The sequence below is a fragment of the Streptomyces sp. NPDC003456 genome (assembly GCF_042878735.1).
In the GTDB taxonomy this organism is placed as follows: domain Bacteria; phylum Actinomycetota; class Actinomycetes; order Streptomycetales; family Streptomycetaceae; genus Streptomyces.
In genome coordinates this window covers 363130-389410 of the sequence record NZ_JBIAOK010000001.1, presented here as the reverse complement: position 1 = coordinate 389410, position 26281 = coordinate 363130, and the positions used below count along the sequence as shown (strand labels likewise).

Genomic DNA, 26281 nt, shown 5'->3' with positions numbered 1-26281 from the left:
CACCCATACATGAGTCTCCTGAAAGTCACCGATCTAGGTGTCACGTTCCAACCGCCGGACGGACCGCCCGCGCGGGCGGTCGAGAGCGTGTCCCTCCACGTCGACGCGGGTGAAGTCCTGGCGATCGTGGGGGAGTCCGGGTCCGGCAAGACCGTGACCGCGCTGAGCCTCCTCGGACTCAACCCCGAGGAACCGACCTGTACCACCACGGGCAGCATCGTCCTCGACGGCAAGGACCTCCGTCAGCTCGACCGCCCCGGCTGGCGCGCCGTCAGGGGTGCCGACGTCGCGATGGTGTTCCAGGACCCCAGTTCGGCGCTCAACCCACTCCTGACCATCGGCACGCAGATCATGGACGCGGTGCGCGCCCACGAACCGCTCTCGCGGGACCAGGCACGCAAGCGTGCGATCGAGGCCCTCACGCAGGCACGGCTGACCGAACCGGAACGCCGGCTGAACCAGTACACGCACGAGCTGTCCGGCGGCATGCGCCAGCGCGCCGCCATCGCCCTCGCCATCGCCGCCCGTCCGCGACTGCTGATCGCCGACGAACCGACCACCGCGCTCGACGTCAGCGTGCAGGCGGGCATCCTGTCCATGCTCCGGTCCCTGTGCGACGAACTCGACATGGGTCTGATCCTCATCACCCATGACCTGGGAGTCGTGGCCGAGCAGGCCGACCGTGTCTGCGTCATGTACGCCGGGCGTGTCGTGGAGTCCGGGCCCACCGCCCAGGTACTCGGCGATCCGCAGATGCCGTACACCCAGGCACTCATGGCGGCCACACCGCGAGTCGACGCGCCGGCCCGCCAGCGCCTCACCTCGGTGACCGGCCAGCCGCCCAACCTGGCGTCCCGCCCTCCCGGCTGCTCCTTCGCGCCGCGATGTCCCGTCGCCGTCGACTCCTGTACCGAGCAGGCCCCCGCCCTGGTCGAGCTGGGCCACGACCACCGCGCGGCATGCGTGCACGCGGGTACCGGACGGCAGGTGCTGCCCGCCGAGCAGGTGGCTCAGGACAGGCCGCACCTGACCGGACCGGCATCGGCGCCCGCGAGTCACCGCACCACCGACGACGTGCTGGCGGAGTTCGACGCGGTCGACCTGCGCTACCCGATCCGCAGCGGTCTGCTGCGCCGGGTCACCCGGCATGTCGAAGCTGTGCGCGGGGTGAGCCTCACGGTGGCGCCCGGGGAGACGCTGGCCCTGGTGGGGGAGTCCGGTTCCGGCAAGACCAGCCTCACCAAGATGCTGCTGCGTCTGGAGAAGCCCAGCGCGGGCGCTGTCCGCTACGACGGCATCGACGTCGACAGGCCCAGCCCGAGCGAACGGCGCAGACTCCAGCGCGAAGTGCAGGTGGTCTTCCAGAACCCCTACGCCAGCCTCGACCCGCGGATGACCGTCCGGCAGACCCTCGCCGAGCCCTTGCGCGTGCACGGCCTCGAGCACGGGGAAGCCGACCTCGCGCGGCTGCTCGCCGACGTCGGGCTGGACGCGGCGGCTCTGGACCGGCACCCGTCGGCGTTCTCGGGCGGCCAGCGTCAGCGCATCGCCATCGCCCGTGCGCTGGCCCTGCGTCCCCGGCTGATCGTCTGCGACGAGGCCGTCAGCGCCCTGGACGTGTCCATCCAGGCCCAGGTGCTCAACCTGCTGGCCGACCTGCAGGCCGAACACGGCATCGCCTACCTGTTCATCACCCACAACCTCGCAGTCGTGCGCTCGGTCGCCCACCGGATCGCCGTGATGCGTGAGGGACAGATCGTCGAGCAAGGCCGGGCGGAGGACATCTACGACTCCCCGCGGCACGAGTACACCAAGGAACTGCTGTCCATGGCGCCGGGCCATCCCGCCGGCCTAGGCGGACCACGCACGGCCGCGGACGCCACGTCCGACAGCCACCGGGACGGTGTCGCACCGGCGTCGTCCCGAGACGAGGAAAGGAGCGCCGCATGGCCCGGATAACCCAGGTGCGGCTCACGTCGATCAACACCCCCCGCCACAACAGCATCACGTGTGGGCACGTGCTGGTCGAGCTCTTCACCGATGACGACGCACTGGTCGGCCTGGGGGAGATGTCGGATCTCCAGCACCTTCCCCGCTTCCACTTCGACGTGCCGGAACTGGAGTCCACGCTCAACGAGATGCTGGTGGGGCTCGACCCGCTGCACCTGACCGAGATCGAGCGGCGTCTGGAGGCCAACTTCCCCCAGGCCGGCTACATCTACGACAAGAGCCGCGCCATCAAGTGCGGCGTCGACATCGCCGTCTGGGACCTGTCGGCGAAGATCCTCGGCCTGCGCGTCTGCGACCTGCTCGGCGGTGCCGTGAGGGAGTCGGTGCCCATCGCCTACCCGATCTTCCGCCAGCAGCACGAGGAGGAGGTCGAGCGCAATCTGGCCATGGTCGAGCGACGTCTGTCGGAAGGCTTCGAGTACTTCCGGGTGTACGTGGGCCGGGACCTGAAGCTGGACGAGAAGTTCCTCCGCACCGCGCGTCAGCGCTTCGGCGACCGGATGAACATCAAGTCCCTGGACTTCTCGAACCTCCTGGATTCCAAGGCCGCATGCTCCTTCGTGGACCGCGTGTACGACGTCGGGTTCGATCTGGTGGAGGCGCCGGCCCCCAACCACGACGTCCGGGGCCTCGCCCACGCCCGTGACCGTATGCCGGTCCCGATCAGCGAGCACGTCTACAGCTATCGGTGGGCCCTGGACCTCGTCGCGGCGGACGCGGTGGACGTGTTCAACGTCAGCGTCATCGCCATCGGCGGCATCACCCCGGCCCGCCGCATCTTCGCGATCGCCGACGCGGCAGGCAAGTCCTGCCTGATCGGCACCACGCAGGAACTGTCGATCGGCACCGCAGCCGCGGCCCACGTTGCCATGGCCATGCCCGCCGCGACCCTGCCCAGCGACCCCGTGGGCCCTCTGCTCTACACCCGGGACGTCGTGCAGCAGCCGGTGACGTACACCAACGGGCGACTGGGCGTCCCGGACGGCCTCGGACTGGGCATGAAGCTGGACCCCGAGCTGGTGCAGGTGTCCGCCTCACCTCTCACCTGGGCCAAGACGGACGCGGACGCCGTGGTCGACCGGAAGGCACAGTCGTGACGGGCCGCTTCGCAGGCCGCGCGGTACTGGTCACGGGCGGTGCGCGCAACATCGGACTCGCCCTGGCCGAGCGCTTCGCAGACGAAGGCGCGGCCGTCGGGATCAACAGCGACGACGCCGAAGGCGCGGAGACCGCCGCTGCCGCACTGCGCGCACGCGGCGTCCGCGCGGCCGCCTGCCCGGGAGACGTCTCCGACGCCGCACAGGCCGAAGCCCTCGTCGCGCGGGCGCGGTCGGAACTCGGCGGGCTCGACGTCCTCGTCAACAACGCCGCGGTGCCCATGGTGGGCCGCACCGCCCTGCTGGAGCTGGATCCGGACGACTGGGACCGCAGCTTCGCCGTCAACGCCCGCGGTGTGTTCCTCTGCACCGTCGCCGCAGCACGCGTGATGCCCGCCGGGTCGAGCATCATCAACATCTCGTCCGTCGGCGCCACCCGCGCACACCGGGGATGTGTCCCCTACGACGCGAGCAAGGGGGCCGTGGAAGCCGCGACCCGTGCCATGGCCCTGGAACTCGCACCCCGGGGCGTCCGGGTGAACGCCGTGGCCCCCGGGGCCATCGCCAACGACCGCTTCGACGCCCTGAGCCCCGAACAACAGCGAGCGCGGGCCCGGCCCGTCCCGGCCGGCCGGGTCGGCACAGGCGCCGACGTCGCCGGCGTGGTGGCCTTCCTCGCCTCCGACGACGCCGCGTACGTGACCGGTCAAGTCATCACCGTGGACGGTGGCCTGACGGCTCAGGCCCGCCCCGCGGGAACCGATCCGGCACTGGACGCCTCCTCCCCTGCCCCCCAGCCCTCTCACCCCGTTGAAGGACGCACTTCATGACCCAGACGCAGCAGTCCCCGCTTGACCCCGACGACCTGGCCGCGCTCGGCCGCGCCAGCACCGCCACCATCACCACTCAGCTGTTCAAGTACGGGCTGCGCAACACCTACCTCCCGGGGCTGCGACCGCAGAGCTCGCACGCGCCCCGCATGATCGGCGAGGCGTTCACCCTGCGCTACATCCCCGCCCGCGAGGACGTCGACGTACTCGAGGTGTTCAACGATCACGAGCACCCGCAGCGCAAGGCCGTCGAACTCGTGGGCCCCGGCCAGGTCCTCGTCATGGACTGCCGGGGCGACGGCCGCGCCGCCTCGGCCGGCCACATCCTCCTCACCCGCCTGGCCGCCCGCGGGGCAGCCGGAGTCGTGACCGACGGCACGCTGCGGGACATCGAGGGCATCAGCCAGCTCGACCTGTCCGTCTACAGCACCGGAGCGGCCGCCATGACCAACCTGGCGCTGCACCACGCGGTGGACCTGCAGGTGCCGATCGGCTGCGCCGGGGTCCCGGTGTACCCGGGCGACATCATGGTGGGCGACGGCGACGGAGTCGTCTGCGTTCCCCGGCACATGGTCCCCGTCATCGCCCAAGCGGCCGCGGAGCAGGAGGAACTGGAGGCGTACCTGCAGCAGCGAGTCGCCGAAGGCGCTCCCCTGCGCGGGACCTACCCCGCGGACGTGCAGACCCTGGAGGCCTACGAACGGCAGCGTGGCCGGGTCGAGGTCCCCAGCAACTGAGTCCGGCCCGGTGACGCGTCGCGCTTGAGTACGTCGTCGAGCCCTGCGACCCGGCCGGCGTGTCCGGCCTCCCCTGCGCCCCTGGGCGGCTCAGGCGTGCCCGAGTCGCGATCAGCCACGGGGAGTCGCCGGTGCATGGCGCACCGATCCTCATCGCCGACCCGTCCACCTTCCGGCTCCGAACATCCCGCCGGTCGTGCGAGCGATCCCGCCCGCACGACCGGCCGTGGAGAACCCATTCATGGACAAAGCCCTTCTCAAGGAACTGCGGGCCATCGTCGGCCCCGACCATCTGCGCGAGACACCCGGTGATCTCGCGCCCTACAGCCGTGACGCCACCCCGCTCTTCTTCCGGCAACCCGAAGCGGTGGTCTTCCCCGCCGACACGGAGGAGGTGGCGGCGGTACTGCGCCTCGCCACCCGGCACGGTGTCCCGGTCGTCCCGCGCGGCGCGGGATCGAACCTGTGCGCTGCGACCGTGGCCCTCCACGGCGGCATCGTGCTGTCCTTGACCCGTCTCGACCGCATCCTGGAGCTCAGCCCCTCGGAACTGCTGGCCCGCGTGCAGCCGGGCGTGACCAGCAACGCCCTGGGCGATGCTGCGGCCGACGAGGACCTGCTGTGGGCCCCCGACCCGGGCAGCCGTTCCGTCGCGACGGTCGGCGGCATGATCGCCACCTGCGCGGGAGGACTGCGCGGGCTCAAGTACGGCGTCACCCGGAACTACGTCCTGGGCCTCGAAGCCGTCCTGCCCACCGGCGAAGTGATCCGCACCGGCGGCAGACTCAGCAAGGATGTCGCGGGTTACGACCTGACCCGTCTGCTGACCGGCTCCGAAGGCACCCTGGCCGTCATCACGGAGGCCACCGTCGCCCTGAGGCCGGCACCCGCCGAGACGGGAACCGGGGTCGCCTACTTCCCGACCCTGGCCGACGCCGGACGGGCCGTGGCCTCGATCATCGCCGGCGGACTGCTGCCGGCCACCCTGGAGTTCCTCGACAACGCCTGCATCCGCGCCGTGGAGGACTTCGCCGGCCTCGGCCTGCGCACGGACGCCGGCGCGCTGCTGCTGTTCGGGGACGACGGCGACACGGGGACGACACAGCAGGCGCTCGCGCGCATGAGTGACGCCTGCGCGGCCTCCGGAGCCCTGGACATCACCACAGCCGCGCAGATCGCCCAGGCCGAGGCACTCCTGACAGCACGCCGCTGCACCCTGCCCGCTCTGTCGAGGCTCGGATCCCTCACCATCCTCGAAGACGCCACCGTGCCGCGTCCGCGCATCGCCGAGATGGTGGAACGCATCGACTCGATCGCGCGGCAGCACGACGTCCGGATCGCGACGTTCGGGCATGCCGGGGACGGCAATCTGCACCCCACGTGCGTACTGGACTCGCCGGAGGACAAGGCGGCCGTGGCACGAGCCGAGCACGCCTTCCAGGACATCTTCAGCGCCGCCATCGAACTGGGCGGCACCATCACCGGGGAACACGGCGTGGGCGCGGCGAAACTCCCGTATCTGGCCCAGCAGCTCGGAACGGCACAGATGAGTCTGCTGCGCCGGCTCAAGACCGCGTTCGACCCGGCCGGCATCCTCAATCCCGGAAAGCTTGGTTCATGAGCGACCCGATCTTCAACGCCGACCAGTTGTCCCGCTGCATCTCGTGCGGCTTCTGTCTGCCGGCGTGTCCCACGTACGCGCAGACCGGCGACGAGGCGTCCTCCCCGCGGGGCCGGATCACCTTGATGCGTGCCCTGGAGAGCGGCGACCTGCCTCAGGACGACCCCACGCTCACCGAGGAGGCGTCCTTCTGCCTGGGGTGCCGGGCGTGTGAGCCGGTGTGTCCCGCGGGAGTGGAGTATGGCAGCCTGTTGGAGCAGTGGCGGGACCATCAGTGGCAGGGGCGCAAGCGTCCCTGGCTCGCGGCACTCCTGAGTTTCTTCGCGAGCCGTGGTACCGCCATCCGCGTGCTCGGCGTCCTGCGGGGGGCCGCTCGCACCGCGCGCCGTAAGACCTCCGGACCCGCTGAGGGCCAGGACTCGCTCATGCTGGGATGTTACGAGCGCATCCTCTACCCGGCGGTCAGCCGACAGGTGATGGAGCAGTTGCCGGACCTGTATGTGCCCAGTGACCAGGGCTGCTGCGGGGCGCTGCACGCCCACAACGGGGACCTGGCGCAGGGGGAGGAACTGGCCCACCGCCTCGGTGAGCAGTTGCCGGGAACCATCGTGACCACGGCGGGCGGATGTGCCGCGCACCTCGCGTCCGCACTGGGACGTGAGCGGGTGCGGGAGTTGTCGGACTACGTGGACGCGGCCGCTTTCACAGGCGAGGTGACCATCTCCGGGCGCAGGGCTCGGGTGGCTCTGCAGGACTCCTGCCACCTGCGCAACGGACTGGGCGTCGTCGAACAGCCGCGGTCGCTGATCGCGCAGATCGCCGACTACGTGGAACTGCCGTCCGCGGGGACGTGCTGCGGCGCGGCCGGGACCTACTCGCTGCTGCGGCCGAAGGACTCCCGGACCATCCTGGACGCCAAGGTGGACGAGATCATCGCCGCCGAGGTGGACTACGTCGTCGCCGTGAACCCGGGCTGCCTGCGGCAGTTGCAGACCGGCCTGCGCCGCCGTCGCTCCTCCGTACGAGCTGTCCACCTCGCCGAACTGCTGGCCATGCGTACCTGAGTGCGAGTTTCAGCCAGATGCTGAGACGTGTGTCGATGTAGCTTGCAACTTGCCACCTGGTATACCACCATACCACCATGTCGACTCCCATGGATGCCGCCTCACCGGCACCATCAGACGTCCCCGCCCTTGTCGGCCTCCCGCCGTTGCGCCGGCCGGCCTCCCGCACGGACCGGGTGCGCGACGCGCTGAGGCACGCCATCCTGCAGGGGACCCTCCCGCCCGGACGGGCGCTCGTGGAACGTGAGATCGCCGCGATGCTCGGCGTCTCCAAGACCCCGGTGCGGGAGGCTCTCAAGCAGCTGCACTCGACGGGTCTGGTCGTCACCAACGCATATCAGGGTGTCAGCGTCAGGCACCCGGACCAGCAGTTGGTCCATGAGCTCTACACAGCCCGGGCCAGCGCTGAACCTTGTGCGGTCGGTATGACCGCACTGCGGTCGGGATCAGGTCCCAACGCGGGTGCCCGCCAGGCCTTCGAGGAAGCGGCGGCGCTCATCGGCGCGGGCGAGACGGACCGGCTCGGGGCGGCGAACAGGCGCTTCCACCGCGAGCTGTACCGCGAGTGCGGCAACACCTTCTTCTGTGACTTCCTCGACCAGTTGCAGGATCTGACAGCCTTCGTCGCCGGACTGGGCTGGCGGGTGCGAGCGACCTTCGAGGAGGAGGCGGCTGAACACGCGGCCATCTTGGATGCGGTGGAGACAGGCGATGCCGAGCTCGCGGAGCGGCTCACTCTGCAACACATCCGCACAGCCGAGCGGAACGTGGCGCGGACGCTCGGAACGGAGTGAACCGTCGCTGCCCTGCCGCGCCGAGCGACCGAGTCGACGGTGGCGTGCTCACCCCACAGAGCACGCCATCGGCGTCCCGATCGTGAGCGGCAACTGAGCTCTCCTTCAGGGGAACCTTAAGGTGATGCTCCACCTCACCCTTTACAACGGAAAGCGCGCTACGGTTCCGTCACAGCCCAGAGGCAGGAAACGTCCACCGGGCAACCTCATTGCGACGTGAACCACGCGCATTCTCGCTCACTGCCTGTCTCCCCCCCCGAGATGTCGAGGCGGAAAGAGCGCCGTGGAAGAGGTGAAGGCGAGGAAGAGATGACCACTCCGTTCGTTCCTCCACACGCATTGCACTCGGGCAGATACATCGTCGAGCCGGCGGAGAGACCCCTGCGGCAGGCGCCCGTTCACGCATGGGATACGCAACAGCAAACCCGTGTACTGATGCGGTGCCACACGGTGCCGAGCGATTTGGACGCCTCCCTGCAACGCCTTTTGTCGCGTCAGCTGTGCGAGCGGACGGGCTACGGCCGGATCGCCGAGGGGAACCTCATCGTTCGTCCGAGCGACGCGTTCGTCGAGGAGGGACACCTGTGGACCGTCACGCGATGCGGCTCCATGCAGACCCTGGGTGAACTGGCGGGAGGCGGCATCCACCTGTGCGGTCTGCGGGCGGCGACAGTGGCCGTGAACCTCATCGCCTGTCTCGAGGGCGCGCACGCCGCAGAGCTGTTCCACGGCGGCCTGGACCAGTGGTGCGTCCTGATCGACAGCGATGATCGAGTACGGCTGACGGACTTCGGAGTGAGCTCCACGCTGCGCGCCGTCTGCTACGGAGCCACCACCGGTGCGTCGACGGTACCCGGGTTCGCCGAAAGCCCCGAGCAGGCCGAGAACGCCGACATCTATGACCTCGGTACGACTCTCATGGCGCTCGCGCGGGCCACACAGCAGCGGGAGCGCGGCGCCGGCCACCACTGCACATACGTCGACACCCGAGCGCTCCGTTCCCTGCAACTGACGGCTGCCGGACTGACACGCGTATCGATCAGCGAGCGGCTTCCGCTGTCCGTCGCCCGGAAGGCCCTGGAGAGAGTCGTCGCGGTCGGCCGCATGAAGGACGAGGCTTCCGGCCCGGCCGAGGCCGGGCCGAGCGACACGGCCCCACCTGCTGCCGAGCAAACCGCCGACGCTCATGCGAACCTCCTGCACATTTCGGCGGTCCTGGCTCTGCTCGCCCTTGTCGCAGCCGCAGCCGCAGCCGTGGCCATGCTTCTCTGACACACCCCCCGGCATGGGTACCTCCGCCCGACGCCTCAGGAGTGTTCCTTGAGCACACCCTCCAGCTTCCGCTCAGCGGACAGAATGTGTTCGCGGCAACGCGTCTCCGCCACGTCCGCCTCGCCCGCCTCGACTGCTTCCAGAATCGCCGCGTGCTCAGCGGCCTCGACTTCGAAGGTGGCGTGCAGGCGCCAGCCCAGGCCCGCGACGAACGCCGTCAGGTCCTGCAACTGGTCCAGGAAGTTGATGAGGAAGGTGTTGCCGCACGCCTGGTACAACTCGCGATGGAAGCGGCGGTTGGCGGCTCCGAGGCCACTGGACGCGCCGGACTTCATCAAGGCGTTCGCTTCCAGGAGGGCCGCTCGCGCCCGATCGTGCCGGCGCGGCCCCAGCCGCGCGGCGGTCATGGCCACGGCGGACGGCTCGACCTGGGCCCGGGCTGTGTAGAGCTCCCGGACCAGCGCGTCATCGGGTCGGCGGACACTGACCCCCTGATAGGCGTTGATCACGACCAGGCCGCTTGAGTGCAGCTGCTTCAGCGCCTCTCGGACCGGCGTCTTGGACACGCCGTACATCTCGGCGATCTCCCGCTCCACCAGAGCCTTACCGGGGGGCAGTGCCCCGTCCAGGATCGCCTGCCGCAAGGCCTCCCGCAGTCGGTCGGTGCGTGAGACCGGCTGACGCAAAGGCGGCAGGACCACCGAAGCGGGCGGGATCATCGTCGGTTCCTGCGGCAGAGCGTTGCTATCCGGCATATGAGCATCGTGGTATACCTGCGCTTCCTAGGCAAGGGCCCCAGATCGCGGCGAGTGCTCGTCCGCAGCGCGCCATGACCTGCGCGGGACGGTGGCTTCCTCGGCGGGTCATGAAGCTGTGATCACGGCCCAGCTGGTGGTGCCGGCCGCTGTGGTGCTGTGACCGTACTTCGCGGCGCAAGCGGTGACGATGGTCAGCCCGCGGCCGCACTCGGTCAGTTCGCCCGGGACGGCCTCCGCACCGCGGTGCCAGTGCCCGTCGTCACGGACCTCGAGCCGGAGTGCCCCAGGGGTCCGGTGCACGTGGACGTCGACGTGGGTTCCACCGCTGTGCACTACGGCATTGGTGACCAGTTCGGAGACGACCAGGCAAGCGGCTTCGACGGCCTCGCCGCCGCAGGCCCACCTGTTCAGCCGACGACGGGTGATCTCTCGCGAGACCGGTACCGCCTCCCGCTCGCACCGCAGGCTGAACTCGCACACCAAGTCCTCCCGGGCGGCCGAGCCCCCTGTGCCGCCCTGTGGCTCGGTCGTCCTTCCCTGCCCAGGACATGTGCGCAGGTTGTTACTGATGAACATGCGGGTCTCCCATATGACGGTCGTGCGCGCGCTCTCAGGGCATGCGTGCGGTCTCCTCTGGTACGCCACCCGAGGGGTGGGTAGGAGTCCTGATCTCTGGCATGTTGGTATACCAATATGTCAGCATGGTGTGCTGACGCGCAAGACATGAGAAGCCACGTCTCCCGGCCGGAAGTCCTCGATCAAGCCGGTAATCTCGATGAGGGAGAGCCGTGAGATTTGCATATGTGTTTTCACGTTTTCCGCAATGGTGAATGGCTTTCTTGTGCCGGGAACCCTTTGAGGCAATCGTTAAGAAGCTGGATAGCCGGAGTCCCCGTTGATTGAATCGGGCATTGAAGGTTGTCAGGGCTGAATTTCCTCGCCGGGTGCTTCGGTGAAAGCGTGGTCTTCAGTCGCTCATGATTTCGCCGGTCCCTCCCGCACTGCGGTCGTTCTCCCCTGCCGGATGCCGCCCCCGACCAGTACGACGATCCCGCTGCCGCCGTCGCTTTCTCTCGGGCTGCACTCCTTGCCCCGTCCTTGGTGCAGTGCGTCTCTGACAGGCCGTCTGTTCGACCTGTCGGCCACGCAGGAGCGACGCCCAATTTTTCGGATAACTTCGCACCCGTACGAGTCGCCCTCTCAGGGGCCGCGGAACTCACCAGAGTTGCACACGAACGCACGTCCCTGGTCATGCGCTCCACGGAGCCCGGGTGAACAAGACTTCGAAGCCGATCCCCGAAGCAGTCGCAAAGACGGAGCCGACCTGAGGCGTGCAGTGGCTAGCACAACAATGCCCTCTGGGCAAAAGGTCCAGTCGTTTGGTTAAGTATGCTCCGCCCACATTGTTCAGTAGGGGAGCGAGGTGCCATGTCCGACACGGACAACACGTTGAAGGGTCAGTACGCCGCACAGGTCGCCGCCGACATTTCCCGCAATGAGGAGGAGTTGGCGCTGCTGCGTGCCCGGCTTGAAGCGCTTGAGACGGACCTCAGCGTGCTGCGCAACGTGCAGGAGGCGCTGGAGCTGACGGTCGAGAAATCGACGGCGTTGACCGGAGGCCCTTCTGGGAGCGGTACCACCGGCAATACGGCCAAGGTCTCGGAATCGGCACACTCCCGCCCGCAGGGCGTCGTGCCGCGGAGTCGAGGGGCCCACCGCTCACCTCGCGACGGCGGCCGGGGGAAGCGACAGAGCCCCACGCTGCGCGAGCTCGTGGAGAACTGTCTCGTCGAGCAGGGCGCGCCGACAGCCGCCGCCGAGGTCGCAGCCGTGATCGCTGAGAGGCATCCGGAACGCAATGCCTCCATCCCCGTCGTGCGGGGGGCGTTGGAGAACCTGGTCGCACGCAACCGGGCCGAGCGCACGAAGCAGGGCTCATCGGTCTTCTACAGCATTCCGTCCGCTCGCCAGGAGACGGCCGGGGCGGAGCCTGCTCGCACCGCGTGACTCCCGCGCACCGGAGGACGTCCGTCCCGCGCGCAGGATCATTCTTGACGTCACAGAGCCGCCGAGTATCCGTGCCTGTCCCCGCTGATGGGGAACCCTCTCCGCGGCGCCGCGGTCGGCGCACTCGGCACGAGGCAGTGTGCTTCGCACGCCCTGCCTGCCTGTCAGCCCTGCCTTCTCGGGGCTCTCCGGCGGGCCGGTCGGCCCGGTTCGCCGGCCCCCTCGAACGGCTTGGACTTGCCGCACGCTGATCGCTCTCAGCCGGCTGGGGGCGCCTGGCCTGGCGGTCGGACCAGTGTCGCACTCCGCTGATCCCGTTCATAGGCTGATCACGTGGCAACGTTCTGATGGCGCGTCAGAGGGTGGGCAGTCCGGTGGCGGTGTCTCGGTGCCGGCTCGGACTGTATGACTATGGAGGTGAGGCTTCGCCTCGAAGGACTGAGGCATACGCGCATGAGCGATGCTGCTCAAACGTGATGAGGCATCAGAAAGTTGACTACCGTCACCTCTTGTCGGAAGGGCGGCGGTACACGAATCTTGTGCCACATCCATGCACACCAGAGGCCTGCGGGTGACCGCCGCACTGCATCTGCTGCGAGGACCCGCCCTGCGCACCTGCCGGAGCGGCTCATTCACCGAGCACCCTCTCCTGTGCGCTCCTCGTACCGGCCGCGGTGATGGCCCACGACGTGAGGAATCCATTCCACATGAGCCACTCACCCTCTTCTGGTGAGTCCTCCCGGCATTCCCGGGCTCCCGAGCGGCCCGACCCGCCCCGTGTGGCCTGGCGCAAGCACATGAGGCGTCGCATACTCAGCGCGGCACATGAGCTCGCCTGCACCTCAGGCTGGGAGAATGTGAGCCTGGCGGAAGTGGCCTTGCTCGCGGAAGTGTCACGTCCCTCGGTGTACAAGGAGTTCGGCAACAGGGCCGGTCTGGGACAAGCCCTGGTGACGCAGGAATCCGGGCACCTGCTGCGCGGTGTGGCGGAGCGGCTGGAGTCCACTCCGGGCGATGCCCGCAGTGCTCTGGAAGCAGCGATGCTCTACGTTCTGACCGAGGCGGAGCGCAATCCTCTGGTGAGTGCAGTGGTGTCGGCTGCGCGCCGAGGTTCGGACAGTCTCCTGCCCTACCTCACGGCCCGCCCCGACCCGGTGTTCGACGAAGGCCAGGCGCTGCTGGGCGAGTGGTTGCGGGTGAACCATCGGGACGCCGACGCGGAAGACATCGAACTCACTGCCGATATGACCGTGCGCATGACCATCAGTCACCTCGTTCTGCCGCGATGGGACCCGCCGAGCACCGCCCGGCGACTCTCCTCCCTCGTCCTGGCACTGATGGACCGGTCGGCGACGAGCGGGGCACAGCGGCCCGTGTCGTCGGCTCATGCCGACGCCGTGGCGGGGAACTGCCGCACCCCTTGACCGCCGCAGGGCCGAGGCATCGGGACCGGGGCCGCCGGCCGAGACGCAGCAGCGTTCGCCTGAGGGCGACGATCCCTCCGGCGACCGCGGCTGTTGCCGTCGCGACCGGCGTGGCCGAGCTGACCCGGCCTTGAGCTACTCGTCGCCGCCCGACCCAGTGCACCGGATGACCACACTGACGCTCTTGCCCCCGCCGGACCCTGAGATCTGCTGTGAGGAGATGGACACTCCACCGTCCGCTTCGATGACGACCGTGTTGCTCTGACCGCCGTTGCCCGACGACGATGAGTAGGTGGTGCAGACAGCCGTCGGTTCCGGCTTCGGTTCGGCGGTCCTGGAGGCCTTGCGGGAGGGTCCGTCACTCGGCGTCGGGGGACGCCTCGACGTCGCCGAAGTGACAGGCGCCCGACGACTCGGCACCGTCCGCTCGGTTTCGGTCGGCCGAGTCGAGGACGGCGGACCGGAACTGGGGGGCGGGCTCGGTTCGGGGACCTGGGACGTGGTGGCGGAAGGAGGCCGTTCCCCGCTCTCGGCGGGCGGTCGCTCAGAAGCGCGCAGGCTGAGCGCAGCGCCCACGACGAGAGTGGCCGCCGCTACAGTGATCGTCACAGGCACCACGAGGCGGGGGCGGCGTGGCGAGGAGGGCCTGACGACGGCGTCCGGTTCAGCCGCCACCGCGGGCACAGGGGTCGCACGCCGTCCGATGTAGCGGGTCCCCGCATAGCCGATGAGCGCCGGTATCAGGGCCAGCCGCGGAGCCTCGTACAGCGTGGTGAGTTCGGTCAGTGCGTGGTCACATCCCGCGCAGTCGGCTCGGTGCGCATCGAACTCAGGGCTCGTACCGGGGACCGATCTACGTGCCTGGGCGTCCAGGATGCGCACATAGCCCCTGCACTCCGAGTCGCCGCATCCAGCGCCGTACGTCTCCAGGTAGCCGCGACGAAGCGCTGTCAGAGCCTGGTCGCGTTGGTACTCGAAGTCCGCGACCGTGATGCCGGCACAGGCGCAGGCGAGTTCCCGGCCGCTCACCTCGACTTCTCCGTGCCAGAGTATCTCCTGCTGCATCTGCGGCAGCTGCCAGTAGGCCCGCAGCAGGTGATTGCCGGCCCCGCGGTGATGCACCGGCTGCCAGGTGTGCTCGTCACCGAACTCGCGGAGCCAGCGGGTGAAGGCAGGGTCCAGACGCTGTTGCCGTTCGTCGAAATTCCATTCCGCCGCGAGGTTCTGCACCAGAAGCAGCAGGCTGTGCCGGACGGCCCTGGACTCCACCCGGCCGGCCACGGCGGCTTGAGCGGCGGTGGAGATCGTCTGCCGGCACAGCTGGAGCGCGAAGCGCTCATCCGCTGCGCAGAGGCGTGCGTAATGGAGCAACGCGGAGCTGTGCCGGGAGCGAAGCACCTGCAGCGCGTGGGAAGCGGACGGAGCGCCGAGGGTCAGGTAAGTGACCAGCTCCGCGTCGGACGCCCCGGACGGACGGTGCGGATCGGCATGTGGCGCTTCGTGATCGGTCATAGGCAATCCCGTGAAGACGTGGAAGGCGCCGATGTGATGTGGGGGGCGGATGTAGTCCGCTCACCCGGCGGTTTCGAGACACTATGCCAGCAAGTCACGCGGCGTAGAACCTCCTTGTGCACGCTGCGACATGAAGTTCAGCGGTGAGTTGCCTTGCTTCGCACAGCCGTCGGCTTCTGTCCGGAGGTCACTGGTCGAGCGAGTGCTTGCACTGACAGACTGCGCACATGAGCATGGGCACCGACTCCGCTGAACGTCCGGATCCGCCGCGTGTCGCCTGGCGCCGTCAGATGCGCGAGCGTGTGCTGGACGAGGCCTGGACGCTCGCCGCGCAGGAGGGTTGGGACCGGGTCACGCTCGCCGATCTGGCGGGGCGGGCGGAGGTGTCCAGGCCTTCGATCTACAAGGAATTCGGCGACCGGGCAGGAATCGGCAGAGCCCTGGTGGAACGGGAGACCGAACGGTTCCTGCTGGGACTTGCGGCCGTGCTGGACGAGCATCGCGACGACCTTGCCACTGCCATCCGCAAGGGCGTCGCGCACGCGCTCGCCGAGGCATCCGTCAACCCCTTCATCGGCGCGGTGCTCACGGCGGCCCGTGGCGGGACGGATGCGTTGCTCCCCTTCCTGACGAGCCGCCCCGACCCGGTCTTCTCCTCCGCGAAGAGCCTCATGGTCGCCTGGCTGGGAGAGGTGGCTCCGCAGGCCACGGCCGGGCAGCGGGAGGAGGCGGCGGATGTCGTGGTGCGGCTGACGCTCAGTCACATGCTGCTACCCGCACCGCCCTCCGACGATGTACCGGGGAGAGTGACACGCACCTTGTGTGCCGTTCTGAACATGCCGTACTCGGACGCCGCCGTATAGAGATGCGGGCCGCGCGCCAGGGGGTCGGGCGCGCAGCGTGAGCGCCCGACCCCCAGCAGCGATCACCCCTGACCCAGGACACGTGCGGGGAGTGCGGCGATGCGGTCGGCGGTTGCCTTCAGGGACACCTCGTGGAACCCGGCCAGCCGGGTGTGCAGGACGTCGCGGAAGGGGGCGGTCCAGCGCTCCTCCAGATGTCCAGGGCCGAAGTACACACCCAGGATGGAGCCGGCCGTCGCACCGTAGCTGTCGGTGTCGTTGCCCTGGCTGACCTGCTTGCAGATCCCGTCACCGACGTCCGTGGCGAAGCACAGCGTGTTGATCAGCGTCCCGCTCTCCTGGAAGACCCGGCAGTGGCCGTAGCCGGCGTACCGGCCGTGGATGGCTCGATAGCCCTGGAGCCAGTCCTGGGCCCCGGCCACCAGTTCCAGCGAGTCCTTGACGACGGCGTGGAAGCGGCTGCGTTGCGGCACGTACCGCAACGCCGTGGCGAAGATCTCCAGCGGGCCGCCGGCGGTGAATGCGGCGGAGATGGCGGCCGCAGCGAACATCGCGCCGTAGATGCCGTTGGCGCGGTGCGTCAACGATGCGTCACGCCAGGCCAGTTCGGCGGCCAGGCCAGGGCGGCCCGGGCAGGCGTACCCGTAGGCGTCGGCACGGATCATGGCACCGCACCGCTCATCACCGGGATTGAGCCGGGCCGGCATCGTGGCCAGTGCCTCCTCTTCGATCACCGGCCAGTCGTCCAGGCCCATGGCCAGCCCCTGGCGTGTCAGGAAGGTGCGTTCGGGGCCCCAGGTGTAGCCCAGGGGGATGTTCTCCAGCCACAGACGGCACAGGTCGGACTTGGTGAAGTCGGCTCCGTGCCGCTCCAGTGCCAGCATGCCCAGCAGGGTGTAGTTGATGTCGTCGTCCGGAGCGACGTGGGTGATGTTCTCCCGGACCGTCGCGGACCAGTCGGGGTGGAAGGCGCGGAAGCCTCCGTCGCTGCACAGCCGCGAGGGGATGTAGTCCCGCAGCGGCCACTCGCCCACCCGTTGCAGGGCATCCCGCAGTTCGTCGAGGGTCGGCATGACCTCCACCGGCTTGCCCAGGATGCATCCGGCCACCGAGCCGAGGAAGCCCGCCCGTGCCCGCTCCGCCACTGCGGAGTCGAGGGGTGCGGGGTGCTCCTCGGCGGTGGGGGCCTGCTCCGCACGGATACCGTCCAGGTCGCTCGGTTCGACGTACGGCCAGTCCTCGCGCATCGGTGCAGCGTCGATGGCTGCCGCCAGGTCCGCGATGGCCTGGTAGTCGTCCGGCAGGCGCTCCAGCCGGACGGCCAGGCCGGTGACGTCCCGGCCCTGTTCCTCCTTGTCTCGCAGCATGGCGCGCACTTGGCGGTGCAGCACGGGGTACGGGGCGAACATGGAGCCTCCTCGCGGCATGGAGCGGTGATCGGTCACGGCAGGAGCGGCACATGCGCCGGGCGTCCCCGCCGATCGCGTGACGCAACGGCGAGTGCGGGGGACTCATCGGACGTACGTGAGTCGAGTGATCCCGCGGTCGGACAGATGCGCCAGGTCGTCCGCCTTGTCGGCCGTGACCAGTGCAGGCCGGACTCCCTGGTCGATCAGGGCGAAGAAGTGGTCGGCCACCTCAAGTCCCAGCTCACGTGAGTCCGGCAGTACCAGCGCCACGTGCCGGGTCACGGGCTGCACCGGTGTACGGCGTAGTTCCTCGATCAGGCCCCGGAGCCGGGCGCCCGTCGGCTTGACGTCGTTGTCGACGGTCAGCAGTCCCAGGTCGTACTCGTACTCGACGAAGCCGCTGAAGCGGCGGTCGATGTCGTGACTGCCCCACCAGGTGCAGCCCCACAGGCCGGCCGACGAAAGGGTGTTGCGTGCGAAAGTGGTCGCCCACTGCGGGATCGAGTCCGCCGGCCGCTCCACGGGGGAGGCGCCGAACTCCTGCAGCCACTTCGGTCGGCCACGGACGGGGGAGAAGGCCTCGGCGAGCTCGGCCATGTACTCGCCCAGATGCAGGACCCCGGTGCCCTCCGGCCCGTAACGCTTGATCGCGCCGGTCCAGTACGGATAGGTGTGCAGGACACTGGCGTTGCCGTAGGTGGCGGTCGCCGCCGGGGTGAACGTCCGGGCCTCGAACCACGGCTGGTTGTCGACACCGTTGACGTGGAAGCGGCCGGGTGCGATGCGTTCGCAATGCTCCAGAAGACGAGACGCCCATTGGTCCCCCTGTTCTGCGGGAACATCCGGGTTGGGCACCGAGAGTTCGTTGCCGAGGTCGAAACCGAGGAATCGGCGGTGGTCCCCGACATGCTCCGCGAGGGCGTCGAGCAGGAGGAGCTGTGCGCGCACGACATCAGGGTCGGTGATCATGTTGCGGCCCGTGAGCCACGCCGGAAGAAAGGAGAAGCCGCTCAGCCAGCCGTCGAGTACGCAGACGGAGACGTCCAGCGACACGTCGGGGTGATCGGCCAGGTCCAGCAACTCGCGCAGGTGCTCCAGGGCCGTGGGACTGATCACGGACGGGTCGGGCTGGAAAACCGGCCACAGCAGTTGCACGCGGATGTGATCCATTCCGAGGCCTGCTATGGCCCTCAGATCGTCGAGTATCGATGGGGCATCCCATTCCAGCCACGAATACCACCAGTACCTGCTGGGGACGTAGTTCACCCCGAACCTGACTTCTCCTACGTGAGCTGTTGAGGTCACTGCTGTCTCGCCATGGCTCAAGGCTTCACCTTTCCCGTGCTGACATCGGCAGGGCGCGTTCGCGCACGGTCGCGGGGGGAGATGCCGCGATGCGGCATCTCCCCCCGGTTCCCCGGTGGGGCTGTACCGCGTCAGGTTCGGTACGCAGCGGACGCCGTGCCCACCCAGCGAGTCGTCCGCTCTCCCCACAGGTCTGAGTCTCCGCTACGGTCGGGCCTCTTCGGGGACGTCGGGCTCGGCCGACCCGGCGACGACCGGTGGAGATCGTCGGCCACTGCCATGTAACCGCTGTTCCACTGCGGATTCCTCCTGCTGGCTCCTGCGACCTTCCCGCATCCTCCGTATGACGGATGGCCGGTGGCCGCGGAGGACCGTGGTGGTCCTCAGTGCCTCGGACATCAAGCGATGTGATCGAGGTCCGCCGGTGACACCGCACAGCGAAGAGGGCACCCCTGCGCGAGTCGTTGAAGCTCGTCCACCACCGAACCACCCAGACGTGTCAGCTCGTTTCCCAGAGGGCCCGAGAGGTGAGGGGTGAGCACCACGTTGGGAAGCTCGTAGAGGGGGGACCCCGCGGGTGGTACGTCCGGCTCTGTGACGTCGAGGAAGGCGTTGATACGACCGGACACCAACTCGTCGGTGAGCGCCGCGAAATCAACCAGAGCGGGCCGGGCCGTATGGATCAGCGTCGAGCCGTTGCCGAGCAGGCCGAGGCGTCGCCGATCCAGCAGGTGGTCCGTCTGCGCTACCTCGGGAGCGTGGACGCTGACCACCGAGCTGCGGACGAGCAGGTCCTCGAGGGTGACCGCGTGGGCACCGAGCGCCGTGGCGACAGCGGGATCGAGAGAGGGGTCGTACACGAAGACGGTCAGGTCGTGCCACCGCAGAAGGTCCAGGACGCGCCGCCCGACGCGGGAGGCTCCGACGATCCCGACGCTTCGGCCGGCGTTGCCGATGTCCGGGTGGTCGGCAGCCAGATCCAGGGCCCGCCGCTCGGTCGCGTAACGATGCCTGAGGGCCGGTACGTTCTTGCCCGCCAGGAGGATCGAGGCGAGCGTGTACTCGGCGACGGGCCGGGCGTTCGCGTCCGCCGCCGTCGTCACCGTCAGCCCCCGCTCCCAACACACGCGGTCGACACGGGACTTCGCACAGTCTGTGACGTCCAGGATCACACGGAGCGAGGGAGCCCGGTCCAGCACGTGCTCATCGACGACCGGTGCTCCCCATCCCGTGATGAGTACGTCGATGTCGCCGAGCACACGGATCGCCTCGGCGCTGCAGAAGTCGGTGAGTACGATGGAGGTGAGATTGCAGAGGCGTTCCATGCGTGCCCTGTCGGCGTGGCTGAACAACTTGTCCGGCATGTCCCGCCCCATGGCGAGGGCGGCGCGTAGACGACGTGTCACCGGTTCTCCTTCAGGAGGTTCCGCGCTCCCGCTGGGAGCGCTTCGTGAGAGTCACGCATCCGCGATACCTCAAACAGCGGACTGTGTACGTAGCTACAGCCGTGACGGTTCGCCCACCGGCCCAGGTGAAGGGCCGGAGCCGCCCTCCGCGCGGCACCTGGGCCTTCCTGGCGTCCGCCCCTGTCATGTACTTTTTCGAAGCGATACGGCCGTGCGCTGGGCTGCGCCCTCCAGGTCAGTCGATCCGCGCGACCGTCGATGAACGACTGCGGACGCTCGACCGCCATACAACTCCTGCCGATCTCCAGGTGCCTCCTGTGGGCTCCTCCGACCTTCCAGGATTCTCGAATGGACACGCTGCCCCCGCGGAACGACGTCTCGATGCTGGCCTGCTGGTACGGGACGCCGACGGAGATGACCCGCGCCCACCGGCATGACGACGTAGAAGTCAACCTCGCCATGGAATCCGAACTGGTCTACCTGCTCGGAGGGCGCCGTATGGTCGTGTCACCCGGCGAGTTGACCGCCTTCTGGGCGGCGATTCCCCATCAGTTGATCGAAGTCAGACCTTTGGCTCACATGTACTGGCTGACCGTGCCTCTTCGTATGTACCTGGGCTGGCGGTTGCCGTCGGCCGGCGTGCGGGCCCTCCTGCGCGGTCAGCTAATGCGGGCCAACCTCAGCGAGTGCTACCGGGACGACGCCGGGTTGCTGAGGCGCTGGCAACGGGACCTGTCGACGGAGGACGCGGAACTGCACCGCATCTGCCAAATCGAGATCGAAGCGCGGCTCCGCAGACTCACCCACGGTGCTCTGGACGATGTTCTCGGATCGGACGAGCCCAGCGGTCATCGCTCGGTGGAGCACGCCGCGCGGATGGCGGAGTTCATCGCTGCTCACTTCCGTGAGTCCATCACCGTCGAGCACATTGCAAGCGTGGTGCCGCTCCATCCGAACTACGCCATGTCGCTGTTCAAGGAGGTCCTGGGGACCACTATCAATGCCCGCATCACGCAGTGCCGGATAGCGGAGTCGCAACGCCTGCTCATCACGACGGAGTTGCCCATCTCCGAGATCATGACAGCGGTGGGCTTCGGCTCTCAGAGCAGCTTCTACTCGAGCTTCACCGAGGTCTGCGGAACCTCGCCGGGCACCTTCCGCCGCGCTCACCGCAGCAATAGGCCGTCGACCGAGACAGCCGGAGTCGATCCTGCCGAGGCGCGGGCCACCACCGAAGCCGATCTCCGCAGTGGCTGGTTCTGAACGCTGAGGCCATGATTCGGTCCGAAGGACGCTGCGGGGACCCGCACGTCGGCCCGTCGAGCCTCAAAGACGCGCTGCCCGGACCGGCAACCGCCACGATCCGAGGATCCTGGAAGGACGAAGGGGCCAGAAGGAGGATCCTGCAGAACCGCGGCGATTTCATGGTGTCGACCAGTGGGCGGCGCGCTTCGACTCCGGGTCGGAGCAGTACAGGGCCGAGGGTTGTGTACGCAGACGTGTGCCGTTCGGGGAGGCACTCGACCTCGCATTCCTCCGTACAGCGGTGACCACAGCGCACCCCCCCCCAACCCCATCCACGAGGAGTGACTCCGTGCCATCCATCCCGTCCTTCCCCCCTGCCTTCCGCTGGGGAGTGTCCACCGCCGCCTACCAGATCGAGGGGGCCGTCGACGCTGATGGGCGAGGCCCGTCGATCTGGGACACGTTCAGTCATGTTCCTGGCGTGGTGGCCAACGGCGACACGGGTGACGTGGCTTGCGATCACTATCACCTGTGGCGGGACGACATCGCACTCATGCGGAACCTGGGCGTGAGCGACTACCGCTTCTCGATCTCTTGGCCGCGGGTCCGCCCCCTGGGCAAGGGGCCCGTCAATCGGGCGGGACTGGCCTTCTACGACCGGCTCGTGGACGGCTTGCTCGAAGCCGGTATCCGCCCCTATGTCACCCTCTACCACTGGGACTTGCCGCAGGCGCTCCAGGACGCCGGTGGATGGCCACAACGCTCCACGGCCGAGCATTTCGGCGACTACGCCGCGGCGGTGGCCGAGGTGCTGGGAGACCGGGTACAGGATTGGGCGACCCTGAACGAGCCCCTGTGCTCGGCGTGGCTGGGGCATCTCGAAGGCGTCCTGGCACCCGGGCTGAAGGATCTGGGTGACGCCGTGCGGGCGTCCTATCACCTCCTGCTCGGACACGGCCTCGCCGCCCAGGCCCTGCGGTCACACGCAGCGCTGAAGCCCAACGTGGGACTCGTCGTCAACCTGACGCCCTGCGAACCCGCCACCGACGACGACTCGGACGCCGCGCGACGCGCCGACGGACACAACAACCGTTGGTGGCTCGATCCCGTTCACGGTCGCGGATTCCCGGCCGACATGCTGGAGGTGTACGGCGTCGACCTGCCCGAGCGGGTCGGTGACTCCGACACGATCGCCACCCCTCTCGACCACCTCGGCGTCAACTACTACTTCCGGCAGATCATCCAGGACGCTCCCGAGCTCCCTGCTCCCTCGTACCGGGTGGTGCCCGTCCCGGGCGCCCCGACGACCTCGATGGACTGGGAAGTACATCCCGACGGCCTCGAGCAGCTGCTGATGAGGCTGCACCACGAGTACGCTCCCGCCTCCCTCCTCATCACCGAGAACGGCTCGGCCTACGACGACCAGGTCGCCGAGGACGGCACGGTGCACGACCCCGACCGCGTGGCCTACCTGGAGCGTCACCTCGAGGCCGCCGCCTCTGCCGTACGACGGGGAGCACCCCTGCACGGCTACTTCGCCTGGTCATTGATGGACAACTTCGAGTGGATCTTCGGGTACGACAAGCGCTTCGGGCTTGTCCACGTCGACTACAAGACGCAGCAACGCACCATCAAGGCAAGTGGTCACCGCTACGCACAACTCATCGCCGCACATCGCAGAGCGACGGCTCCTTCCGCCTGACGTCCCCACTCGCCGGGCGGAGCCGGAGGTCTTGGCGCGAGGTGGTCGAGGACCGCTGGAGCAGTGCGCGTCGCTCTCAGGCGGACTGCGACCCGACGTTCAGTTCGGCGTTCCCAACTGACTGCGTAACTCGTCGGGCCCTGCGACCAACCACTGACCGACGTACCGTCAGACATGCGCATGAGCGTGATACGCGTCTCAAGGTGATACAGACATGCGTCACTTACGTACTCCACTCAGAAGCGACTGGGAGCAACTCGCCGATGGGGTGACAAGCATGGGGCCATTTCTGCTCGCCTACGCACAGGATGTCCGGCTCTTCGAGGACCTGCCGGCCTATACCTATGACCCAACGCTGCAGCTCAACGTCCTGGCGGACGGAACCTTCGTGGTCGACGACCTCGAGCTGCTCAGGGTCACGGGCACGACCACTTCGACAGCAGGATCGAAGACGCACTTCGATGACTGACATGACACTGAGCTGAGGCACACAGTGACGGTGGCAGCACTTGAGGGCAGCAGCCTGCATGGCGGGTGTCGGCGAGCACACAGCCCGCGGAGCATCGACCGGATGATCGAGAGCATGCGCCCGGAGGCGGCCCCCGCATCGCCGTCGAGTTGGTGCTGCGAGATTTCGGTGCCTGCGCCGGCGCGGTGATGGTCCGGCAGACGGGAGGTGAGGGTGGGCCTTCGGCGACGACTACTGGGTGCGCACCCCCGGCGGGCGACTGTGGGACCGCTTGAGGAGGCCGGCCGCTGTCGCGCGGGTGACGGTTCCTTGCGGCGACTGTGCCAGGCCGCAACCGGCGAGGGTCGCCCAACGCCGGATGCATGACAGGCGACCAGGCTCGGCCCTGGTGCCTTCTCTGTCAGCTGCAAAGCGCGCGACAGAGGTCAAGTGAACTCCCCCTGAAGCTTGCGCCCTCAATCGACATTCTGGCATGCTGGCATACCAGATGGCCGACTATGCGGGTCGGCGGCCATCGGCCGGAATGCCTGCAAGTAGCCTGAGCCGGACGTCACCTCTGCAGCGAAAAGGTGATTCAGTCTGCCGCCTTGCATCAGTCGAGGCAGCGTATGCAAGGGCTGGCTGTGCCCGCACTTCCCGGCACATGCGCCGAAAGTGCGTCAACGTGGCCGCCACAAGCGGTCGTTCCATAGTCGTGCCATAAGGCCTCATGGGCACGACATCGCTCCTGTTCTATTCCACCTGCCCACGATGTCGCAGCGCCGTCAAAGCCGGCGACTCGAAGTGTCCCGTTCGGTCAAGAAGGCGGCGCTGGTCACTGCACAACCGGTGCCTTGGGCCTGTCATCAACAGCCTCGGGACACCTGCCCTGGACAATGCCGTCCGATAGCGCCTGTATGGAATTCACATGCCTCTCATGACACTCGCCGTCACTCGCCGGTCCCTGCTGGCAGGCACGCTCGCCACCGCGGCAGTACCCGGCCTCGCCGCCTGCACCGGTTTCTCCTCGACGGACGGCGGCGCGGCTGACGGGACACTCACCGTGGGATTCGACAACGAGCCACTGACGCTGGATCCTGCGTTCAGCGCGTCCATATCGTCGGACCGGAACCTGCTGAACCTGTTCTACGACACGTTGCTCCGCCAACGCGACGACGGGACTTTCGAGCCTGCACTCGCCCGGTACTGGCAAGTGGGAGACCGGTCGGTGACCTTCGTTCTGCGAAAGGGGCTGAAGTTCCACGACGGCACGGCACTCGATGCCGCATCCGTGGTGTCCAGCCTTGAACGCATCATGAACTCGGCAAGCAAGTCCCCCAAGGCAGGCGCTCTTTCCAGCGTCGCCTCCGTGAAGGCTGACGACGCCAGGACGGTGACACTCACTCTCCGGCAGGACGATCCGCTCCTCCTGGTCAACCTGGCGCACGAACCCGGCATGATCGTGTCGCCCACTGCCCTTCAGGAGCATGGAGGCGCGTTCGGGCGAAACCCGGTGGGAAGTGGCCCCTTCGTTTTCCAGGAATGGCGAGCGGGAGACCGGCTGACCGGTACCCGCAATGATGCCTACTGGGACATCAGTGCCGAAGGCGCCGAGCTTCCCAGGCTCCATGCAGTGACGTTCCGTTTCATCACTGAGGCTACAGCGGCCCGCGCCGAACTGGCCAGTGGAGGAATCCAACTCGTCAGAGCGTTGCCGCCGAAGGAATATGCCCAGCTGCCCGGGGGCAGTGTTGTCGTCAAGGAGAATGGCGTACGGCGCGCGTACTACATCTCTCTCAACGTGACTCGTCCGCCGTTCGACGATCCCGATATTCGGTCGGCTTTCGCCCAAGCCGTCGATCGCAAAGTGATAGGAAACACCGCGGCCAAGAACAGCTTCGACCTCGCTCCTACCTTTGCTGCAGCATCCGACTGGTTCTATGACGAGTCGCTCGCCGCTCCCCCCTTCGACCCGGAGGAAGCCCGGAGGAAGGTGACCGAAGCAAGTGCTGGGCGGGGGGTTGCCGTCACGCTGCTCACACGGCGACGTGCCCCCGACCCCGCGATAGCCGAGGTGTTGCGCGGTCAGCTCGAGAAAGCCGGCTTCACCGTCAAGGTGGAGACACTCGGACTTCAGCAAATGATCGAACGGCTCACCAGGCAAGACTTCGACGCCGGAATCCTGGTGATCGACATTCCGCGACTGTATCCCTCACTCACCTTCAACCCGTACTTCACCAGCGCCGGGCCGAACAACTGGTCAGGGGTGAAAGACGCCCGCCTTGACGGGCTGCTGGAGCGAGCTGTCAGTACGGGCGACACGCAGGAACGAAAGCGCCTGTACGTACAGGTGCAGAAGCGTCTGCTCGAGAAGAACTACTGGGTGTTCCTGCACCAGGCCAGGTCGCCGCTCATACACAGCGCCACCCTCAAGGGCGTAGTCCTGAACACCGACGGGCAGGTACGTCTTGAGCGAGCCTATCTGGCGTGAGGTCCAAGCGCATGCTGCGCCGGTGCAGAGCGTCGCACAGTGATTCGCCCGGGCCGGTCGGCCGACATCGGGGTGCACCCCTCCACGCTGTCGTGTACAAGCACCCACGGCGACAGGGCCGCTTCCCGACCGGCCGCCGTGGGTGCGTTCATGTGCCGGTCGTGGCCTGGCGCGGACCGGGGTCTCAGAGATTCCTCCCGAGCTGTGGCTCAGTTGTGCCGTCGCGATCGGGACGACGCCGCCAGGCAGTACGCTTGATCGTCCCACTGGGCGAAGTGCAGAGTGA

The 26281-nt window shown here is 68.0% G+C and carries 21 protein-coding genes; 15 read left to right on the top strand and 6 right to left on the bottom strand.

Features of this window, described 5'->3' with window-relative positions; translation table 11 throughout:
• Window positions 1-9: 9 nt before the first annotated feature.
• From ACFYWG_RS01390 to ACFYWG_RS01355, 8 genes are all read left to right on the top strand, one after another.
• The gene (locus ACFYWG_RS01390; RefSeq protein ID WP_389198528.1) at window positions 10-1959 is read left to right on the top strand and encodes a dipeptide ABC transporter ATP-binding protein; all 1950 of its coding nucleotides are present in this window, start codon (window positions 10-12) and stop codon (window positions 1957-1959) included.
• A complete protein-coding gene (locus ACFYWG_RS01385) occupies window positions 1947-3107 on the top strand; it encodes a mandelate racemase/muconate lactonizing enzyme family protein (RefSeq protein WP_389198526.1) in 1161 nt (386 codons plus the stop codon). Before ACFYWG_RS01390 ends, ACFYWG_RS01385 begins: the two co-directional genes overlap by 13 nt.
• Complete coding sequence (locus ACFYWG_RS01380; protein WP_383507903.1) at window positions 3104-3937, top strand: SDR family NAD(P)-dependent oxidoreductase; 834 nt, start codon at window positions 3104-3106, stop codon at window positions 3935-3937. Before ACFYWG_RS01385 ends, ACFYWG_RS01380 begins: the two co-directional genes overlap by 4 nt.
• Window positions 3934-4674 (top strand): ribonuclease activity regulator RraA, encoded by a 741-nt coding sequence (locus tag ACFYWG_RS01375; protein WP_383507907.1) that lies wholly within the window; start codon window positions 3934-3936, stop codon window positions 4672-4674. Before ACFYWG_RS01380 ends, ACFYWG_RS01375 begins: the two co-directional genes overlap by 4 nt.
• A 241-nt stretch (window positions 4675-4915) precedes the next feature.
• Window positions 4916-6295, top strand: coding sequence for an FAD-binding oxidoreductase (locus ACFYWG_RS01370; RefSeq protein ID WP_389198523.1), 1380 nt, complete (start codon window positions 4916-4918; stop codon window positions 6293-6295).
• Window positions 6292-7359 carry a (Fe-S)-binding protein gene (locus tag ACFYWG_RS01365; protein WP_389198521.1) on the top strand — a complete coding sequence of 356 codons (1068 nt, stop codon included), beginning with the start codon at window positions 6292-6294 and terminating at the stop codon, window positions 7357-7359. Before ACFYWG_RS01370 ends, ACFYWG_RS01365 begins: the two co-directional genes overlap by 4 nt.
• A gap of 77 nt (window positions 7360-7436) precedes the next feature.
• Entirely contained in the window at window positions 7437-8153 is a 717-nt protein-coding gene (locus ACFYWG_RS01360) for a GntR family transcriptional regulator (protein ID WP_385415859.1), read from the top strand.
• Window positions 8154-8462: 309 nt separating this feature from the next.
• Window positions 8463-9425, top strand: a complete 963-nt coding sequence (locus tag ACFYWG_RS01355; protein ID WP_389198519.1) for a hypothetical protein — start codon at window positions 8463-8465, stop codon at window positions 9423-9425.
• 35 nt (window positions 9426-9460) lie between these two features.
• On the opposite strand, the gene ACFYWG_RS01350 is transcribed toward ACFYWG_RS01355, so the two are convergent.
• Both ACFYWG_RS01350 and ACFYWG_RS01345 read right to left on the bottom strand, forming a co-directional pair.
• Window positions 9461-10180: a GntR family transcriptional regulator gene (locus ACFYWG_RS01350; RefSeq protein WP_383507920.1), complete on the bottom strand. Its 720-nt coding sequence runs from the start codon at window positions 10178-10180 to the stop codon at window positions 9461-9463.
• A gap of 108 nt (window positions 10181-10288) precedes the next feature.
• On the bottom strand, window positions 10289-10759 hold the full coding sequence (locus ACFYWG_RS01345) for an ATP-binding protein (RefSeq protein ID WP_389198516.1): 471 nt from the start codon (window positions 10757-10759) through the stop codon (window positions 10289-10291).
• 852 nt (window positions 10760-11611) lie between these two features.
• Between ACFYWG_RS01345 and ACFYWG_RS01340 the strand changes: the two genes are divergently transcribed.
• Window positions 11612-12190 (top strand): hypothetical protein, encoded by a 579-nt coding sequence (locus ACFYWG_RS01340; protein WP_383507926.1) that lies wholly within the window; start codon window positions 11612-11614, stop codon window positions 12188-12190.
• A gap of 677 nt (window positions 12191-12867) precedes the next feature.
• On the top strand, window positions 12868-13614 hold the full coding sequence (locus ACFYWG_RS01335) for a TetR family transcriptional regulator (protein ID WP_389198514.1): 747 nt from the start codon (window positions 12868-12870) through the stop codon (window positions 13612-13614).
• 135 nt (window positions 13615-13749) lie between these two features.
• Here the strand turns inward: ACFYWG_RS01335 and ACFYWG_RS01330 are convergent, their stop codons facing one another.
• Entirely contained in the window at window positions 13750-15126 is a 1377-nt protein-coding gene (locus ACFYWG_RS01330) for a hypothetical protein (protein ID WP_389198512.1), read from the bottom strand.
• A 227-nt stretch (window positions 15127-15353) separates the two neighbouring features.
• Here ACFYWG_RS01330 and ACFYWG_RS01325 point away from each other — a divergent pair, with 227 nt between their 5' ends.
• Window positions 15354-15989: a TetR family transcriptional regulator gene (locus ACFYWG_RS01325; RefSeq protein WP_389198510.1), complete on the top strand. Its 636-nt coding sequence runs from the start codon at window positions 15354-15356 to the stop codon at window positions 15987-15989.
• A 62-nt stretch (window positions 15990-16051) separates the two neighbouring features.
• Here the strand turns inward: ACFYWG_RS01325 and ACFYWG_RS01320 are convergent, their stop codons facing one another.
• The 3 genes from ACFYWG_RS01320 to ACFYWG_RS01310 form a co-directional block, all read right to left on the bottom strand.
• The gene (locus ACFYWG_RS01320) at window positions 16052-17398 is read right to left on the bottom strand and encodes an ADP-ribosylglycohydrolase family protein (RefSeq protein WP_389198508.1); all 1347 of its coding nucleotides are present in this window, start codon (window positions 17396-17398) and stop codon (window positions 16052-16054) included.
• 102 nt (window positions 17399-17500) lie between these two features.
• Window positions 17501-18568 (bottom strand): glycosyl hydrolase, encoded by a 1068-nt coding sequence (locus ACFYWG_RS01315; RefSeq protein ID WP_389198506.1) that lies wholly within the window; start codon window positions 18566-18568, stop codon window positions 17501-17503.
• A gap of 533 nt (window positions 18569-19101) precedes the next feature.
• Window positions 19102-20067, bottom strand: coding sequence for a hydroxyacid dehydrogenase (locus ACFYWG_RS01310; protein ID WP_389198504.1), 966 nt, complete (start codon window positions 20065-20067; stop codon window positions 19102-19104).
• Between the two features lie 390 nt (window positions 20068-20457).
• Here ACFYWG_RS01310 and ACFYWG_RS01305 point away from each other — a divergent pair, with 390 nt between their 5' ends.
• The 4 genes from ACFYWG_RS01305 (at window position 20458) to ACFYWG_RS01290 (ending at window position 25995) form a co-directional block, all read left to right on the top strand.
• Window positions 20458-21372, top strand: coding sequence for a helix-turn-helix domain-containing protein (locus ACFYWG_RS01305; protein WP_389198502.1), 915 nt, complete (start codon window positions 20458-20460; stop codon window positions 21370-21372).
• Window positions 21373-21703: 331 nt separating this feature from the next.
• Window positions 21704-23056: a GH1 family beta-glucosidase gene (locus tag ACFYWG_RS01300; protein WP_389198500.1), complete on the top strand. Its 1353-nt coding sequence runs from the start codon at window positions 21704-21706 to the stop codon at window positions 23054-23056.
• A gap of 277 nt (window positions 23057-23333) precedes the next feature.
• Window positions 23334-23525: a putative ATP-grasp-modified RiPP gene (tgmA, locus tag ACFYWG_RS01295; RefSeq protein WP_376330243.1), complete on the top strand. Its 192-nt coding sequence runs from the start codon at window positions 23334-23336 to the stop codon at window positions 23523-23525.
• A gap of 916 nt (window positions 23526-24441) precedes the next feature.
• Complete coding sequence (locus tag ACFYWG_RS01290; protein WP_389198498.1) at window positions 24442-25995, top strand: ABC transporter substrate-binding protein; 1554 nt, start codon at window positions 24442-24444, stop codon at window positions 25993-25995.
• The last annotated feature ends 286 nt before the right edge of the window (window positions 25996-26281 follow it).